Origin of the sequence: Amycolatopsis methanolica 239 (assembly GCF_000739085.1) — a bacterium.
Classification (GTDB): Bacteria; Actinomycetota; Actinomycetes; order Mycobacteriales; family Pseudonocardiaceae; genus Amycolatopsis_E; species Amycolatopsis_E methanolica.
Window position 1 is genome coordinate 2,575,255 of the sequence record NZ_CP009110.1, and the last position, 15,871, is coordinate 2,591,125.

Here is a 15,871-nt window from a genome sequence, read left to right on the forward strand (position 1 = left end):
AACCTGGATCTCGTCCTGGCGAGCGATCCAGCGGAGGCGGTGCGAGGTGGGCCGACATTCGTCTCCTGCCCGGCGGCGGCCGCGGCGGGTGTGGGCGGTGCTCGGCGTCCTCGTGGTGCTGGGCGGAGCCGGCTGGATCGCCGCGGACGTGGTGCGTGACCAGGGCGGCTGCGACCGGCCCGCGGTGGTGCGGGTCGCCGCGGCGCCCGGGGTGGCCCCGGCGGTCGCGCAGGTCGCCCGCCGGGTGGCGCAGACCGAGTGCGCGGCCTTCGAGGTCAACGCCGTCGACTCGGCGGCGGTCGCGCAGTCGCTGGCCCTGCCCGGCGGCGAGATCCGCCCGGACGTGTGGATCCCGGAGTCGACGCTGCAGCTGCGGCGGGCGAAGGGTGTGGGCGCGAGCGGGATCGCGGGCGGCATCAGCATCGCCAGTTCGCCGGTCGTGTTCGCGCTGACCGAGGAGGCCGCGGCCGGCCTCGGCTGGCCGGGCCGCGCGCCGTCCTGGTCGGACGTGCTCGGCGCGCCCGGCCTGGCGCTCGGCGTGCCCGATCCGGGGCGGGACCCGGCGGGCCTGTCCGCGCTGATCGGCATCCGGGCCGCGGTGGCCGCCGCCGACACCCACGCCGCGGCGCTGCGCCGGCTGTCGCCGAACGCGGTGCCCACCACCGACGACCTGTTCGCGCGGCTGGCCGACCGGACGCTCGCCGGGTTCCCGGTGTCGGAGAACGCCTTGCTGCGCTACAACGTGCGCAACGGCGTCGCGGGCACCCAGAGCGGGCTCGTCGCGACCTACCAGGCGGAGGCGCCCGCGCTGGACTACCCGTTCGCCGTGCTCGGCGGCGCCGGGGAGGCGCAGCGCACGGCCGCCGGGGCGTTGCTGTCCGCGCTGCTGGGCCTGGAGGGGTCGAACGCGCTGGCCAACGCGGGGTTCCGCACGCCGGATGGCCGCTACCTGCGGGACGGCGCGGCGCAGAACGTCAGCGACCGGACCCAGCCCTCGCCCGCGGTGCCGACCGACGCCGACGTGGACGCGCTGCTCGGGCAGTGGGCGCGGATCAACTCCAGCTCGCGGGCGCGGGTGCTGATCGACGTGTCGGGGTCGATGGACGTCGAGGTGCCGGGCACCGGGCAGACCCGCATGCAGCTGACCACCGACGCGGCCGCGCGGGCGTTGTCGCTGTTCAAGCCGACGTCGGAGGGCAGCGTGTGGGAGTTCGCCACGCGCCTGGACGGCGACCGCGACTACCGCGAGGTGCTGCCGATGCGGCCGGTGAGCGACCACCTGGCGTCCGGGGCGGCGGAGCGGTTGCGGGCTATCCAGGCCACGCCGGACGGGGACACCGGGCTGTACGACACGGTGCTGGCCGCGTACCAGCTGGCGTCGGCGGAGTGGCAGGCGGGGCGGCTCAACCTGGTGATCGTGCTGACCGACGGGCGCAACGACGACGCGGACGGCATCAGCAGGGACGCGCTGGTCGCGGAGCTGGCGAAGCTCGCCGACCCGGCCAGGCCGGTGGCGATCATCGGCATCGGGATCGGCCCGGACGTGGACGTGGCCGAGCTGGCGGCGATCACCACGCCCACCGGCGGGCAGACGTTCGTCGCGCCCGATCCGGCGCGGATCACCGACGTGTTCTACGGCGCGCTGGCCCGGCTCACCGGCGCCTGAACCACGCCGCCCGAGCGAGACAGATTCGCCCCCCGCGCTCTCACTTCGGCTCAGCGGACGGTCACGTTCGTTAGCGTCGGCGGACGTGGAAGCAGTGGTGATCAAGGAGTTCGGCGGGCCGGAGGGCCTGGCCGTGGTGGACGTTCCCGCGCCCGAGGCGGCGGCCGGGCAGGTGCTGATCGAGACCGAGGCGATCGGCGTCGGCGGCGTGGACGCGGTGATCCGCCGCGGCACGCTCGCCGCGCACGGGTTCACGGCCGGGCACATCCCGGGCAGTGAGGTGGCCGGCACCGTGATCGCGGTCGGCGACGGTGTCGACGGGGCCTTGCTGGGCCGGCGCGTGTGGGGGTTCACCGGCACCGGTGGCGGGTACGTCGAACGAGCGGTGGTGCCCGCCGGGGAGGTGCTGCCGCTGCCGGCCGGTCTGTCCACGGTGGACGCCGTGGCGCTGGGGAGTTCCGGTGTGGTGGCGCATTTCGCCCTCGCGCGCGCCGGGTTCGCGCCCGGCGAGTCGGTGCTGGTGCGCGGTGCCGCCGGCAGCATCGGGCTCACGGCGGTCCAGCTCGCCGCGCGGGGCGGCGCCGGGGCGGTGGCGGTCACGACGTCGTCGGCCGCACGGGGCGAGCGGCTGCGCGAGCTGGGCGCGACGCACGTGCTGGACCGCTCCGGCGCGGGCGGCGCGGGGTTCGACGTGATCGTCGACGTCGTCGCGGGCCCGGACTTCCCGGAGTTCGTGGGCAAGCTCGGCCCCAACGGGCGGGCGGTCCTGGTCGGTGTGGTGGGCGGCCCGCCCGCGGAATTCGGCGCGGTGATGATGGCCGGGTTCCGGAAGTCGTTGTCGGTGGCCACCTTCAGCGCCGACACGGTGCCCGCGGGCGAGCGGCGAACCGTCCGCGCCTCGCAGTTCGCTGCCGCCGCGCGCGGGGAGCTGCGCACAGTCGTGCACGAGGTGCTGCCGCTGGCCGAGGCCGGGCTCGCACCGGAAGATGGACCGCGGCGAGGTGTTCGGCCGGATCGTGCTGACGCCGTCCCGCTAGCCCTCCGGGTAGAACAGGAACAGGGTGCAGCCCGTGTCGGTCGAGGGCACGTGCCAGGTGCCGGCGGGGGCGTGCAGGAACGTCCTCGCCGGGTAGGCGCGGGCGCTGTCGTGGAACGTGCCCGCCACGACGTAGACCTCCTCGGGACCGGGCTCGTGCACGTCGCGGTGCGGCCAGGACGCGCCCGCGTCCATCTCCAGCAGGTCGGCGTGCGCCCCGCTCGGCCCCGTCCACAACGGACGGTGCCGGCCGCCGGGGAACAGTTCGCGGACCGGGGCTTCGTCGACGGACACCGAGGTGTAGCCCTCCTGGGCGAGGATTTCGTGCATGGCCCCAGGATGCGGGCGCGGACCGGGCCGGGACAGTGCCCGCCAGGACACCGTGGTCGCCCTGGTGCAGCCGGTGCAGTCGACGTTCGAGCTCGGCTGCGCCATGGAGGTCTTCGGCACGGTGCGGGACGGCGTGCCGCGGCACTACGAGTTCGACGTGTGCACCGAGGAGCCGGGAACCGTGCCGACGACCGCGGGTTACACCCTGTCGGTGCCGCGGGGGCTGTCCGCGCTCGACGACGCGGACACGGTGATCATCCCGGGCTGGGCGCCGGTCGAGGCGCCGCTGTCCCCGCGGGTGCGGCAGGCGTTGCTGCGTGACCACGCCCGTGGGGCGCGGCTCGTCACGGTCTGCTCCGGCGTGTTCGCCCTGGCGCGCACCGGGTTGCTGGACGGCCGTTCGGCCCCCACGCACTGGGAGCGGGCGGAGCAGCTGTGGCGCGAGTTCCCGGTTGCCGCCCCGGGACGAGCTGGACGACCTGCTCGAGTGGGCCGGCGAGCGGCTCGGGACACCGTTGTCGGTGGCCGGCCTCGCCGCGCGGCTCAACGTCTCACCCCGCACGCTGGCGAGGCGCTTCCACGACCGGCTCGGCACGAGCCCGGGCGCGTGGCTGCTGTCCCGCCGCGTGGCGGAGGCGCGCAGGCTGCTGGAGGACACCGATCTGCCGGTGGACGCGATCGCGGCGCGCGTGGGGCTCGCGTCGGCGGTCAACCTGCGGCGCCGGTTCCGGGACCAGGTGGGTACGACCCCGGGCGCGTACCGGCGGGCGCTGCGGGCTCCGGAACCTGCGCGCGTGGCGAGTTGAGCTGCACGATCAGCGCGCCGCCGAGCAGGACGACCGCGCCGGCCAGCTGGGGCCAGGCCAGCGTTTCGTGCAGCAGCGCCCACGCGGTGGCGGTGGCGATGACCGGTTCGAGCAGGCCGATGACGCTCGCGACGGCGGCAGGCAGGTGGCGCAGCGCGGTGAGGCCGATGGCGTAGGCCAGGACGGTCGAGAACACCGCGACGGCGACCAGCAACAGCCACACCGGCGGGTGCCACGGGCCGAACTCGGTGGGAGCGGTGAGGACCGCGGCGGGCATCGTCCACGGCGGGGCGACCGCGCACACCGCGACCGCGCCGATGATCATGCCCCAGGTCACCATGCCCATCGGGTGGCGGGTGGTGACGCCGTGCTCGCCGAGCAGGAAGTATGCCGCCGAGCACACCGCCGCGCCGAGCCCGGCGAGCAGCCCGACCGCGTCGAGGCCGAGCCCCTGCCACACCTGCGCCACCCCCGCCAGCCCGGCCATCGCCAGCGCGATCCCGGCCCACATGCGCCCGGGCAGCCGCACACCGCGGACGAACCGCGTCCACAGCGCGATCAGCACCGGCGAGGTGAACTCGAGCAGGATCGCTATGCCGACGGGCAGCCGCCCGGCGGCCACGAAGTAGCACAGCTGCACACCCGCGACGCCGAGCAGGCCGTAGCCGAGCAGCAGGGGCCACTCGGCGCGCCGGACGCGCAGCAGTGACGGCTTCACCATGACCACCACGGCGGCCAGCACCAGCGCCGCGAGCCCGATCCGCGCCGCGGCGACCTGCTCGGCGGACAGGCCGGCGAGCATCGCGGGTTTCGCGATCGTGCCGGAACTGCCGAAACAGACCGAGGAGACGAGGATCAGCGTCGTGCCACGCCCGCGATGGGGGACGAACGCACGCGCCGGTGCGGGAGCTTCGGTGACCACTCCGCCCACCCTAAGCGGCCGACCGGTACGGCGGTACCGGAATTCCGTCACGCCTCGCGTAACCGGTCAAACTCGCGTGCCGGTTACTCCGGGGAGGGGGTGGGGTGCGGCGCTCCCGCGCTGCTCAGGCGCCGCCCCGGCCGACGCGGACGTACCCGGCGATGGTGGCGAGCCGGTGGCCCTGGATGCGCAGGGCTTCGAGCGACTCCTTGTCCGGCTCGGCCGCCTTGCGCGACACGAACGAACCGCCGTAGGGGTTCCCGGACTCCAGCAGGTGCGGCTGCCCGTAGCCGAGCGGCAGCACGATCGCGCCCCAGTGGTAGAAGATGTTGTTCATCGCCAGCACGGTCGCCTCCAGCCCGCCGTGCGCGGTGGAGGCCGTGGTGAACGACGTCGCGACCTTGTCCACCAGCTTCCCCTTGGCCCACAGGCCACCCGTGGTGTCCAGATAGGACTTGAGCTGGCTGGCAGGCCCGCCGAACCGCGTCGGGCTGCCGATGGCCAGCCCGTCGGCCCACTCCAGGTCGGCCAGCGTGGCCAGTTCGTCGTGCGGCCCCGCGTCGACCCACGCCTGCCAGCGCGGGTTGGTCGCGATCGCCTCGGGCGGGGCGGTCTCGGCGACCGTGCGGACGCGGACCTCCGCCCCGGCGTCGGCGGCCCCGCCCGCCAATGCGGCGGCCAGCTTCGCGGTGTTGCCGGTGGCGCTGTAGTACACGACGAGGATCCGAGTGGTCACGGTGATCACCCTACCGGTATCGAATCGTGCGTTCCATCATGTGAGACCCCACGCGGGGCGGCGCCCGGCAACCCTAGCGTGCCGGGGCATGACGACGACGGTCCCCGCCGCGCCGCGCACCACGCCACGGAGCGCCGCGCTCGGCAGCATGATCGGCACGACCATCGAGTGGTACGACTTCTACCTCTACGCCACCGCGACCGCGCTGGTGTTCAAGCCGCTGTTCTTCCCCAACGTCTCCTCGACCGCGGGCACGCTCGCGGCCTTCGGCACCTACGCGGTCGGCTTCGGTGCCCGGCCGGTGGGGGCGGTGATCTCGGGCCACCTCGGTGACCGGGTCGGCCGCAAGGCGGTACTCGTCGGCGCGCTGCTGCTGATGGGGATCGCCACCACGGCGATCGGGGTGCTGCCCACCTACGCGCAGGCCGGGATCCTCGCCCCGGCGCTGCTGGTGGTGCTGAGGCTGTTGCAGGGGCTGGCGGTCGGCGCCGAGTGGGGCGGCGCGGCGCTGCTGTCGGTCGAGCACGCCACACCCGGGCGGCGCGGGTTGTTCGGCAGCTTCACGCAACTCGGGTCGTCCGCGGGGATGCTGCTGGCCACCGGCGTCTTCTACCTCGTGCGCACGATCGCCGGCGACGCGTTCCTGTCCTGGGCGTGGCGGTTGCCGTTCCTGCTCAGCCTCGTGCTCGTGGTCGTCGGGCTGGTGATCCGGCTCCGGCTGACCGACGCGCCGGTGTTCGCGCGGCTCAAGGCGAGCGGGGAGACCGCCCGGCTGCCGGTCGTCGAGGTGCTGCGGACGCAGCCGCGCAACGTCGTGCTGACCACCGGACTGCGGTTGTCGCAGATCGCGTTGTTCGTGCTGCTGACCACCTACTCGCTGACCTACCTGCAGACCACGTTCGGCCGGGACAGCGCCGTCGGGCTGGTCGCGGTGATGGTCGCTTCCGCGATCGGCCTGGTGAGCACCCCGCTGTGGGGTTACCTGTCCGACCGGTTCGGGCGGCGCCCGCCGTACCTGTTCGGCTCGCTCGCCGGGATCGTGGCGCTGGTGCTGTTCTTCCTCGCGGCCGACTCCGGGTCCGCGGTGGCGGTGGTGCTGGCGATCGTGTTCGGCGTGAACGTGGTGCACGACGCGATGTACGGGCCGCAGGCGGCGTGGTTCGGCGAGCTTTTCGACACGCGCGTGCGCTACAGCGGCGCGTCCCTGGGGTACCAGATCGGCGCGGTGCTCTCCGGCGGGTTCGCGCCGCTGATCGCCGCCGCGCTGCTGGTGGCCGGGGACGGGCGGCCGTGGCTGATCGTCGCCTACTTCGCCGGGCTGGCGGTGCTGACGTTCGCGTGCGCGTGGTTCGCGCGGGAAACCAACTCCGAGGGGCTGGCATGAGCCGCATCTACCTGAACGCCTTCGACATGAACTGCGCCGGGCACCAGTCGGCCGGGCTGTGGAAGCACCCCGCCGACGAGGGGCACCGCTACACCGACCTGTCCTTCTGGCTGGACCTGGCGCGCACACTCGAAGACGGCGGGTTCGACGCGCTGTTCCTCGCCGACGTGCTGGGCGTGTACGACGTCTACGGTGGATCGAAGGACGCCGCGGTCGCCGACGCCGCGCAGATCCCCGTGAACGAGCCGACGGTCCTGCTGCCCGCGCTGGCCGCGGTGACCTCGCACCTCGGGTTCGGGGTCACCGTGTCGACGACCTACGAGCAGCCGTACTCGCTGGCCCGCCGTCTGTCCACACTGGACCACCTGACGCGGGGCCGGGTCGCGTGGAACATCGTGACGTCCTATCTGGACAGTGCCGCGCGGAACCTCGGCCTGGACGCCCAGGTGCCGCACGACGAGCGGTACGAGATCGCGGAGGAGTACCTCGAGGTCTGCTACAAGCTGTGGGAGGGCTCGTGGGAGGACGGCGCGGTCGTGCGGTCCGGCGGGGTGTACGCGGACCCGGCGAAGGTGCACGACATCGGGCACAAGGGGAAGTATTTCGCGGTGCCGGGGCCGCACCTGTCGGAGCCGTCGCCGCAGCGGACGCCGGTGCTGTTCCAGGCCGGCGCGTCGCCGCGGGGCGTGCGGTTCGCGGCGCGGCACGCGGAGGCGGTGTTCGTGTCCGGACCGTCGCCGCGGGTGGTGCGCCGCTCGGTGGACGCGATCCGCGCCAGGGTGGCCGAGCAGGGCCGGGACCCGCGGGCGGTGAAGATCTTCACGATGCTGACGCCGGTGGTCGGTGAGACGTCCGCGGAGGCCGAGCAGAAGCTGGGCGAGTACCAGTCGCTGGTGTCGGTGCCGGGGGCGTTCGCGTTGTTCGGCGGCTGGACGGGCGTCGACCTGGCCGAACTGCCGGTGGACCAGCTCCTGACCTACCGGGACGGTGACGCGAACCGGTCGGCGCTGGCGGCGTTCACGACGGCCGAGCGGGCGTGGACGCCGCGCGAGCTGGCCGGCTTCATCGGACTCGGCGGCCGGGGACCGGTCGTGACGGGGTCCGGCCCGGAGGTCGCGGACGAGCTGGAGCGCTGGGTCGAGGAGGCCGACGTGGACGGCTTCAACCTGGCGTACGTGACGACGCCGGGCACGTTCGCGGACTTCGCGCGCTGGGTGGTGCCGGAGCTGCGCCGCCGGGGCCGGGTCCCGTCACAGCCGGAAGCGGGCACGCTGCGGGAGCGGCTCGGTGGCGCGGGGCCACGGCTGGCCGCGGACCACCCTGGGGCGGCGCATCGCCGCTGAGGCCGGTGCTCACCCCGGGCAGCAATCCCTCACGGGAGTGCCGGTACGCGGATCGGCCGACTCGCCGCCGAAGGCGGCTCGATGCGCCGGGCGCCCGGCGCGGAGGCTGCTGCCGGGAGCGGCTCGGTCGCGCCCCCCGCCCACCCGGGCGCGCTGCTCGGCGGTAGGCCGCCAGGCGCGGCCTACCGCCGCCCAAGCCCCGTCACGCCGGGGCGTCCCCAGCCAGCCGGGCGTGCTCGCCCAGCTCCAGTTTGATGAACGCGCCGATCATGGCGCGCCACACCGCCTCGGCGACCTCGGGGGCCAGTCCCGCGGCGACGGCCCGCTCCCGGGCCGCCGCGACCACCTGCTCCACCCGGCCGGGCGCGCGAACGGCCCGCGAGTCGGTCTTGAACGCCGCGGCCGCGCGCACCAGGGACTGGCGGGCGGCCAGCAGGCCGACCAGCTCGGCGTCGAGGGCGTCGATGCGCGCGCGGACCTCGGTCAGCGTCTTCGGGGCGCCCGTCACCGGGGCCGCCAGGGGCTGATGGTGTCCGTGGGGCGCGTCGGGTCGTGGAACTTCGGCTTGTCGGGCTCGTCGCGGCGCAACGGGACCAGGCCGGCCGTGATGGCGCGCATAATCTTCGCGTGCGCGCGCACCCCGGCGCCCGGCCGCTCCGGCTCGATGTCGCTCAGGTCCACCGGCTCGCCGAAGTGCACGCGGTACGTCGGCCGCCGCAACGGCGCGGTCAGGCCGGACCGGGCCAGCGGCAGCAGGTCCGCAGGACCCGTCACCTTCTCCGTTCCCCAGTACACGGCCTCGTGCGCGCCCCACTGACTGATCGGCACCACCGGCACCCCGGCGGCGATCGCGAGCCGGGCGGCGCCCGTCTTGCCGCGCTCCGGCCACAGGCCCGGGTCGTGGCTGATCCGGCCCTCCGGGTAGACGATGATCGGGCTCGGCGTCGTCCGCATCTCCTCCAGGGCCTGCGCGAACTGCTCCAGCGCGCTCGCCTTGCCGCGGTCGATCCGCATGTGCCCGCTGACCTTCAGCGCGGGCCCGATCACCGGCGTGTCGAGGATCCCGCCGGCCAGCATGAACCGCGGCGCGATGCCGATCCGGCGGCACGCGGCGATCAGCACGAACGGGTCGAACACGCCGATGTGGTTGGAAGCCATCAAGAACGGCCGTCCCCGCAGCTCCGGCGCGATCCGGCCGGTGATCCGCAGCCGTCCGGTCAGCGCGACGAGCCCCTGGTCCATCCGGGTCATGGTCCGCCAGACCGCCGGTGGCCTGCGGCGTGTCTGCCCGGTGTCGTCGGAGTGCAGCGCGAACATGGTCGTCAGCATGGCAGATCACCGAAATGGCGGATCAAGGTCCGCCGGTGACGGCGAAGTTCCCGCTGTGCCGAGTGTGGCACCTGGGGTTGGTGGGGCCAGGCGGTTACCGTAGAGGCATGGCTAGCGGGGCGGCGACGAGGAGCAGCGGCACGAAGCGGACCGGCGGCAAGAGCAGCACCGCGCGCAGGAGCACGCGCGGCGCGGCCAAGTCGCGGCCCGCGGCCTCGCGCGCCCGCAAACCCGCCCCGAAGAAGAAGGCCGGGACCTTCAGCAAGGCCGTCCGCGGCGGCTGGAACCTGCTGGCCAAGGGCCTCGGCAGCCTGGTGCGCACCGTCGGCCGCGGCCGGGAGCTGGAGCCCGAGCACCGCCGCGACGGGCTCGCCCTCGGCCTGATCGCGCTGGCCGTGATCGTCGCCGCCGGGGTGTGGTGGCGCGCGGCCGGGCCGGTCGGTGGCTACGTCGAGCTGGCCACCCGCACGGTCTTCGGCGCGGGCGCGGTCACGCTGCCGCTGGCGCTGGTGGTCTCCGCCGTGGTGCTGATGCGCACCGAGCCGCAACCGGAGGTCCGCCCGCGCATGGTGATCGGCACCGTGCTGGGCGTGCTCGCGTTGCTGGGGCTGCTGCACCTGTTCAACGGCCGCCCGCACGACGCCGAGAACCAGCGCTATGCGGGCGGCATCCTCGGTTTCCTGTCCGGCGACCTGCTCGCCCAGGGCGTGACGGCCTGGGTCGCGGTGCCGCTGCTCTTCCTCGCGCTCGCGTTTGGCCTGCTCGTGTTCACCGCCACCCGCATCCGCGACATCCCGCACCTGGTGCGCACCTGGGGCCTGGACCCGGAGGAACTGGCCGAGGAGGAGGCGCAGCGCGAGGCCCGCGCCGGACGCCGCGACGAGGTCACCGAGGCCGACCCGAAGGCCGTGCGGCTGCGCAAGCCGTCCCGCCGCCGCCAGGCCAGCGCCGCCGATCCGGAGCAGCTGGACATCGAGTCCGCGCTGGCCGAGCCGCCCACGCCGGCCCGCCCGCCGAAGCCGGTGCCCGCCGCGGTGCCGGAGAAGAAGCCGAAGAAGCCGGAACCGGTCATGGCGGTCACCCGGACCGTCGAGGGCGACTACGAGCTGCCGCCCGCCGACCTGCTGCAGCTGGGCGACGCGCCGAAGACCCGCAGCAAGGCCAACGACGCCATGATCGAGGCGATCACCGGCGTGCTGGAGCAGTTCAACGTCGACGCGCAGGTCACCGGCTTCACCCGCGGCCCGACGGTCACCCGTTACGAGGTCGAGCTCGGCCCGGGCGTGAAGGTCGAGAAGATCACCGCGCTGACCAAGAACATCGCGTACGCGGTGGCCACCGACAACGTCCGCCTGCTCGCGCCGATCCCCGGCAAGTCGGCGGTCGGCATCGAGGTGCCCAACTCCGACCGCGAGATGGTGCGCCTCGGCGACGTGCTGCGCTCGTCGACCGCGGGCAAGGACACCCACCCGATGGTCATCGGGCTCGGCAAGGACATCGAGGGCCACTTCGTCACCGCGAACCTGACGAAGATGCCGCACCTGCTGGTCGCGGGCTCCACCGGCTCCGGTAAGTCGAGCTTCGTCAACTCGATGCTGGTGTCGCTGCTGGCGCGGGCGACGCCCGAAGAGGTGCGGATGATCCTGATCGACCCGAAGATGGTCGAGCTGACGCCGTACGAGGGCATCCCGCACCTGATCACGCCCATCATCACCCAGCCGAAGAAGGCGGCCGCCGCGCTGGCCTGGCTGGTGGAGGAGATGGAGCAGCGCTACCAGGACATGCAGGCCAACCGGGTCCGGCACATCGACGACTTCAACCGCAAGGTCAAGTCGGGGGAGATCACCGCGCCGCCGGGCAGCGAGCGCGTGTACCGGCCGTACCCGTACATCATGGCGATCGTCGACGAGCTGGCCGACCTGATGATGACCGCGCCGCGCGACGTCGAGGACGCGATCGTCCGGATCACGCAGAAGGCCCGTGCCGCCGGGATCCACCTGGTGCTGGCCACGCAGCGCCCGTCGGTCGACGTCGTCACCGGCCTGATCAAGACCAACGTGCCGTCACGGCTGGCGTTCGCGACGTCGTCGCTGACCGACTCGCGCGTCATCCTGGACCAGCCGGGCGCGGAGAAGCTGATCGGCATGGGCGACGGCCTGTACCTGCCGATGGGCGCCGGCAAGCCGGTCCGCATCCAGGGCGCCTACGTCGGCGACGACGAGATCGCCTCGATCGTGAACTTCACGAAGGAGCAGGCGCAGCCGGACTACCAGGAGGGCGTCACCGCCGCGAAGGCCGGGGAGAAGAAGGAGATCGACCCGGACATCGGCGACGACCTCGACGTCCTGCTGCAGGCGGCCGAGCTGATCATCACCTCGCAGTTCGGGTCGACGTCCATGCTGCAGCGCAAGCTGCGGGTCGGCTTCGCGAAGGCCGGGCGGCTGATGGACCTGCTGGAGACGCGCGGCGTGGTGGGCCCGTCGGAGGGCTCGAAGGCCCGCGACGTGCTGGTCAAGCCGGAGGACCTGGAGGGCACGCTGATGCTGATCCGCGGCGGCTCGATGCCCGACGACGACGGCGAGGACTAGGAGCCGCCGAACTGGCGGACCGCCTGGTAGTACGTCCAGGCCGTGCCGTTGCAGCGCCAGTCGCCGTGGCAGGTGGTCTTCAGGTCGCGGTAGAAGTTGTCGTCGATCTTCTTCCGGTTGGCGCTGGTGAACCGGTCCTGCCGCTTGTAGTTGCGGTAGCCGAAGTCATGCCGGTGGCAGGCGGGGGAGAAGTCGAACCCGAGCGGCTTGTCCGGCGACCACGAGCAGGTGTCCGACGACCAGTCCAGCGACGCGGCGTACGGCCGGTCGGCCCGGATCTGCTCGAACCGGCTCAGCGAGGTGCCGAACAGGTAGGTGTCGGTCACCGACCGGACGTCGACGGCCTGCGCGGTGCCCGCGCCGGCGACGAGTGCGGTGGCCACAGCGGCCGTGGACAGCAGACGACGGGCGGCGGCGCGCATCCTGGGCTCCTCAGCTGATCAAGGGGACGACATGATCAGCTTCCGGCTGCCGGACGACGGCCACCAGCCCCGGAAGGTGGATACCGGGCGAACTTCACCCGGCGGGCGCAACCGCTACAACTCCAGGAGCATCCGCGTGTTGCCGAGCGTGTTCGGCTTCGCGTAGGGGAGTTCGAGGAACTCGGCCACGCCCGGGTCCACCGAGCGGCGCATCTCCTCGTACACCGAGCTCGGCACCGGCGTGCCGTCGATCTCGGTGAACCCGTGCCGCGCGAAGAAGCTCGTCTCGAAGGTCAGCACGAAGATCCGGCGCAGCCCCAGTTCCCGCGCCAGCGAGATCAGCTGCGCGACCAGCCGGTGCCCGATGCCCTGCCCGCGCATCCGCTTGTCGACCGCGACCGTGCGGATCTCCGCCAGGTCCTCCCACAGGACGTGCAGCGCGCCGCACCCGAGAATCTCGCCGTCGCGGTCGGCGACCCAGAACTCCTGCATGTCCTCATACAGGGTGACGAGCTCCTTCTCGAGCAGCACCCGCCCCGCGTCCGCGTCCACCAACGCCTTGATCTTGCGGACGTCCGAGATCCGGGCCCGCCGGATCTCGACGGTTGGGGAAGGATCACCGTGCACCGATCGACCGTATCGGGGCGGGGGCGGGCCTGTCGCGGTGGGTTCGGCCACGCCCGCGCACGCCAGCTACCCTGAGTGTCGTGTCTTCTGCCGCCACCGAGCCCTCCCGCCGTCGTGTCTCCCTGTTGACCCTGGGCTGCGCCCGCAACGAGGTGGACTCCGAGGAGCTGGCCGGCCGGCTCGCCGAAGGGGGCTGGGAGCTCGCCGACGAACCCGAGGGCAGCGACGTGATCGTCGTGAACACCTGCGGGTTCGTGGAGTCGGCGAAGAAGGACTCGGTCGACACGCTGCTGGCCGCCGCCGACACCGGCGCGAAGGTCGTCGCCGTCGGCTGCATGGCCGAGCGCTACGGCGCCGAGCTGGCCGAGAGCCTGCCGGAGGCCCACGCCGTCCTCGGTTTCGACCACTACAACGACCTCGCGGCCCGCCTGGACGACGTCGCGGCAGGCCGCACCATCGCCTCGCACACCCCGGGCGACCGCCGCAAGCTGCTGCCGATCACCCCGGTCGAGCGCGCCGCGGCCACCGAGGACGTCTCGATCCCCGGCCACGGCTGGGGTCCCCGCGTGCTGCGCAGCCGGCTGTCCGACTCGCCGGTCGCGGCGCTGAAGATCGCCTCGGGCTGCGACCGCCGCTGCTCGTTCTGCGCGATCCCGTCGTTCCGCGGCTCGTTCGTCTCGCGCCACCCGGACGAGATCCTCGCCGAGGCCGCCTGGCTGGCCGGCCAGGGCGTCAAGGAGCTGTTCCTGGTCAGTGAGAACTCCACGTCCTACGGCAAGGACCTCAGCCGCGACCTGGGCGGCACCCGCGCGCTGGAGCGGCTGCTGCCCCAGCTGGCCGGCATCGACGGCGTCCAGCGGGTGCGGGTGTCCTACCTGCAGCCCGCCGAGACCCGCCCGGACCTGGTCCGCGCGATCGCGACCACCCCGGGTGTGGCGCCCTACTTCGACATGTCCTTCCAGCACTCCAGCGAAACCGTGCTGCGCCGGATGCGCCGCTTCGGCTCCACCAAGTCGTTCCTCGCGCTGATCCGGCAGATCCGCGAGTACGCGCCGGAGGCGGGCATCCGCAGCAACGTCATCGTCGGTTTCCCCGGCGAGACCGAGGACGACGTCGCCGAGCTGGAGCACTTCCTCACCGAGGCCGGGCTGGACGCGGTCGGCGTGTTCGGCTACTCCGACGAGGACGGCACCGAGGCCGAGACCTACGACGGCAAGATCGACCCCGAGGTGGTCGCCGAGCGCGTCGCGCGGGTCTCCGCGCTGGTGGAGGAGCTGACCGCGCAGCGCGCCGAGGACCGCGTCGGCGAGATCGTCGACGTGCTGGTCGAGGAGGCTGACGACGAGGAGGTGTCCGGCCGCGCCGCGCACCAGGCGCCCGAGGTCGACGGCGCCTGCATCGTGCTCGACGGCGAGGGGCTCGAGGTCGGGCAGATGGTGCGCTGCCGGGTCGTCGGCTCCGAGGGCGTCGACCTGCTCGTCGAGCCGGACGCGGGCAGATGAGCGCCGCGGCGGAGGAGTCGGCGCAGGCGGGCGGGGAGGCCGGCCCGCCCCACCGCGAGCCCGAGCCGACCCCGGTCCCCACGCTCAACGTCGCGAACCTGCTGACCCTGTCCCGGCTCGTGCTGGTCCCGCTGTTCGTGCTGGCGCTGTTCGCCGGCGGCGGCGAGGACACCGGCTGGCGGATCGGCGCGACGGTGCTGTTCGCGATCGCGTCGCTGACCGACCAGGTGGACGGCTGGGTCGCCCGGCGCTACGGGCTGATCACCGACTTCGGCAAGATCGCCGACCCGATCGCGGACAAGGCGCTGATCGGCGCCGCGCTCGTGGGCCTGAGCCTGCTCGGCGAGCTGCCCTGGTGGGTGACCGTGGTGATCGCGGTCCGCGAGATCGGCGTGACCCTGCTGCGGTTCTGGGTGATCCGGCACGGCGTCATCCCGGCCAGCCGCGGTGGCAAGGCCAAGACGATGACCCAGATCCTGGCGATCGTGACCTACCTGCTGCCGCTGCCGGACGGCGCGCTGCCGGTCCAGTGGGCGCTGATGGGCCTCGCGGTGGCGCTCACCGTCGTCACCGGCGCCGACTACGTCGTGCGCGCCGTTCGGCTGCGCGCGGCGGCCCGCGCATGACGTCGGCGCGACCGGTGGTGGCCGCGCTCCTCCGGCTCGGGCAGACGGTGGCCGCCGCGGAGTCGCTGACCGCCGGCCTGGTCACCGCGACGCTGACCGAGGTGCCCGGCTCCAGCGCGGTCGTCCGCGGCGGGCTGGTGGTCTACGCCACCGACCTCAAGGCGAAACTCGCCGGGGTGGACCCGGCGCTGCTGGCCGCGCACGGCGCGGTGCACCCGGAGGTGGCGGCGCAGCTCGCGGAGGGCGCGCGGGAGCGCTGCGGCGCGGACTGGGGGCTGGGCCTGACCGGCGTGGCCGGGCCGGACCCGCAGGACGGTGTGGCCCCCGGAACCGTGCACATCGGCCTCGCCGGTCCGGCAGGCCGGGACGTGCGCACCCACAGGTTCGATGGCGACCGGGCGGCCGTCCGGCGCGCCTCGGTGACGGCCGCGCTCGACCTGCTGGGGGAACATCTCACTTGATCGGGGCGTTCGCCCTGGGCGTACCGCCGTGTCAATCGCTGCGAGGAGGCGCTCGAACTGGGTAACGTGGTCGGTATCAGGAAGGGAGGCGCG

General features: G+C 73.5%; 14 protein-coding genes and 2 pseudogenes. 9 read left to right on the forward strand and 7 right to left on the reverse strand.

Annotation, left to right across the window (positions count from 1 at the left end; all coding sequences use genetic code 11):
• The first annotated feature begins 97 nt into the window (after positions 1-97).
• On the forward strand, positions 98-1,666 hold the full coding sequence (locus tag AMETH_RS12370; protein ID WP_156131657.1) for a substrate-binding domain-containing protein: 1,569 nt from the start codon (positions 98-100) through the stop codon (positions 1,664-1,666).
• 85 nt (positions 1,667-1,751) lie between these two features.
• Positions 1,752-2,703: pseudogene (locus tag AMETH_RS36665) on the forward strand (zinc-binding dehydrogenase).
• Here AMETH_RS36665 and AMETH_RS42040 read toward each other — a convergent pair.
• Positions 2,700-3,032 (reverse strand): cupin domain-containing protein, encoded by a 333-nt coding sequence (locus AMETH_RS42040; RefSeq protein WP_026153045.1) that lies wholly within the window; start codon positions 3,030-3,032, stop codon positions 2,700-2,702. The pseudogene AMETH_RS36665 and the gene AMETH_RS42040 overlap by 4 nt on opposite strands.
• On the opposite strand from AMETH_RS42040, the pseudogene AMETH_RS36670 reads away from it, so the two are divergent.
• Positions 3,031-3,838, forward strand: a pseudogene (locus tag AMETH_RS36670) (GlxA family transcriptional regulator). The gene AMETH_RS42040 and the pseudogene AMETH_RS36670 sit on opposite strands and share 2 nt — an antisense overlap.
• On the opposite strand, the gene AMETH_RS12395 reads toward AMETH_RS36670, so the two are convergent.
• Both AMETH_RS12395 and wrbA read right to left on the reverse strand, forming a co-directional pair.
• Positions 3,741-4,760, reverse strand: coding sequence for an EamA family transporter (locus AMETH_RS12395; RefSeq protein ID WP_020486692.1), 1,020 nt, complete (start codon positions 4,758-4,760; stop codon positions 3,741-3,743). The pseudogene AMETH_RS36670 and the gene AMETH_RS12395 sit on opposite strands and share 98 nt — an antisense overlap.
• Before the next feature lie 124 nt (positions 4,761-4,884).
• Positions 4,885-5,496 carry an NAD(P)H:quinone oxidoreductase gene (gene wrbA, locus AMETH_RS12400; protein WP_026153047.1) on the reverse strand — a complete coding sequence of 204 codons (612 nt, stop codon included), beginning with the start codon at positions 5,494-5,496 and terminating at the stop codon, positions 4,885-4,887.
• 88 nt (positions 5,497-5,584) lie between these two features.
• Between wrbA and AMETH_RS12405 the strand changes: the two genes are divergently transcribed.
• Together AMETH_RS12405 and AMETH_RS12410 are read left to right on the forward strand one after the other, a co-directional pair.
• Positions 5,585-6,880: an MFS transporter gene (locus tag AMETH_RS12405; RefSeq protein WP_017981798.1), complete on the forward strand. Its 1,296-nt coding sequence runs from the start codon at positions 5,585-5,587 to the stop codon at positions 6,878-6,880.
• A complete protein-coding gene (locus tag AMETH_RS12410) occupies positions 6,877-8,223 on the forward strand; it encodes an LLM class flavin-dependent oxidoreductase (protein WP_017981799.1) in 1,347 nt (448 codons plus the stop codon). Before AMETH_RS12405 ends, AMETH_RS12410 begins: the two co-directional genes overlap by 4 nt.
• Positions 8,224-8,425: 202 nt before the next feature.
• On the opposite strand, the gene AMETH_RS12415 is transcribed toward AMETH_RS12410, so the two are convergent.
• Positions 8,426-8,731, reverse strand: coding sequence for a chorismate mutase (locus tag AMETH_RS12415; protein WP_017981800.1), 306 nt, complete (start codon positions 8,729-8,731; stop codon positions 8,426-8,428).
• A complete protein-coding gene (locus AMETH_RS12420; RefSeq protein WP_017981801.1) occupies positions 8,728-9,552 on the reverse strand; it encodes a lysophospholipid acyltransferase family protein in 825 nt (274 codons plus the stop codon). The genes AMETH_RS12415 and AMETH_RS12420 overlap by 4 nt, the downstream gene beginning before the upstream one ends.
• Before the next feature lie 107 nt (positions 9,553-9,659).
• On the opposite strand from AMETH_RS12420, the gene AMETH_RS12425 reads away from it, so the two are divergent.
• Positions 9,660-12,140 carry a DNA translocase FtsK gene (locus AMETH_RS12425; protein ID WP_017981802.1) on the forward strand — a complete coding sequence of 827 codons (2,481 nt, stop codon included), beginning with the start codon at positions 9,660-9,662 and terminating at the stop codon, positions 12,138-12,140.
• On the opposite strand, the gene AMETH_RS12430 is transcribed toward AMETH_RS12425, so the two are convergent.
• Together AMETH_RS12430 and AMETH_RS12435 are read right to left on the reverse strand one after the other, a co-directional pair.
• Positions 12,137-12,562 (reverse strand): phospholipase, encoded by a 426-nt coding sequence (locus AMETH_RS12430; protein ID WP_017981803.1) that lies wholly within the window; start codon positions 12,560-12,562, stop codon positions 12,137-12,139. The genes AMETH_RS12425 and AMETH_RS12430 overlap by 4 nt on opposite strands.
• Positions 12,563-12,676: 114 nt before the next feature.
• Positions 12,677-13,189 carry an amino-acid N-acetyltransferase gene (locus tag AMETH_RS12435; RefSeq protein WP_017981804.1) on the reverse strand — a complete coding sequence of 171 codons (513 nt, stop codon included), beginning with the start codon at positions 13,187-13,189 and terminating at the stop codon, positions 12,677-12,679.
• 80 nt (positions 13,190-13,269) lie between these two features.
• Here AMETH_RS12435 and rimO point away from each other — a divergent pair, with 80 nt between their 5' ends.
• From rimO to AMETH_RS12450, 3 genes are read left to right on the forward strand one after another with little or no spacing between them, the layout of a single operon-like run.
• Complete coding sequence (rimO, locus tag AMETH_RS12440) at positions 13,270-14,691, forward strand: 30S ribosomal protein S12 methylthiotransferase RimO (protein ID WP_026153049.1); 1,422 nt, start codon at positions 13,270-13,272, stop codon at positions 14,689-14,691.
• Entirely contained in the window at positions 14,688-15,317 is a 630-nt protein-coding gene (gene pgsA / locus AMETH_RS12445; RefSeq protein WP_017981806.1) for a CDP-diacylglycerol--glycerol-3-phosphate 3-phosphatidyltransferase, read from the forward strand. Before rimO ends, pgsA begins: the two co-directional genes overlap by 4 nt.
• On the forward strand, positions 15,314-15,778 hold the full coding sequence (locus AMETH_RS12450; protein WP_017981807.1) for a CinA family protein: 465 nt from the start codon (positions 15,314-15,316) through the stop codon (positions 15,776-15,778). The genes pgsA and AMETH_RS12450 overlap by 4 nt, the downstream gene beginning before the upstream one ends.
• Positions 15,779-15,871: the final 93 nt, after the last annotated feature.

Coding starts and splice junctions, on each gene's coding strand:
- AMETH_RS42040 (WP_026153045.1), bottom strand. CDS start 3,032: ATGCACGAAATCCTCGCCCAGGAGGGCTACACCTCGGTGTCCGTCGAC.
- AMETH_RS12405 (WP_017981798.1), top strand. CDS start 5,585: ATGACGACGACGGTCCCCGCCGCGCCGCGCACCACGCCACGGAGCGCC.
- AMETH_RS12410 (WP_017981799.1), top strand. CDS start 6,877: ATGAGCCGCATCTACCTGAACGCCTTCGACATGAACTGCGCCGGGCAC.
- AMETH_RS12420 (WP_017981801.1), bottom strand. CDS start 9,552: ATGCTGACGACCATGTTCGCGCTGCACTCCGACGACACCGGGCAGACA.
- AMETH_RS12425 (WP_017981802.1), top strand. CDS start 9,660: ATGGCTAGCGGGGCGGCGACGAGGAGCAGCGGCACGAAGCGGACCGGC.
- AMETH_RS12430 (WP_017981803.1), bottom strand. CDS start 12,562: ATGCGCGCCGCCGCCCGTCGTCTGCTGTCCACGGCCGCTGTGGCCACC.
- pgsA (WP_017981806.1), top strand. CDS start 14,688: ATGAGCGCCGCGGCGGAGGAGTCGGCGCAGGCGGGCGGGGAGGCCGGC.
- AMETH_RS12450 (WP_017981807.1), top strand. CDS start 15,314: ATGACGTCGGCGCGACCGGTGGTGGCCGCGCTCCTCCGGCTCGGGCAG.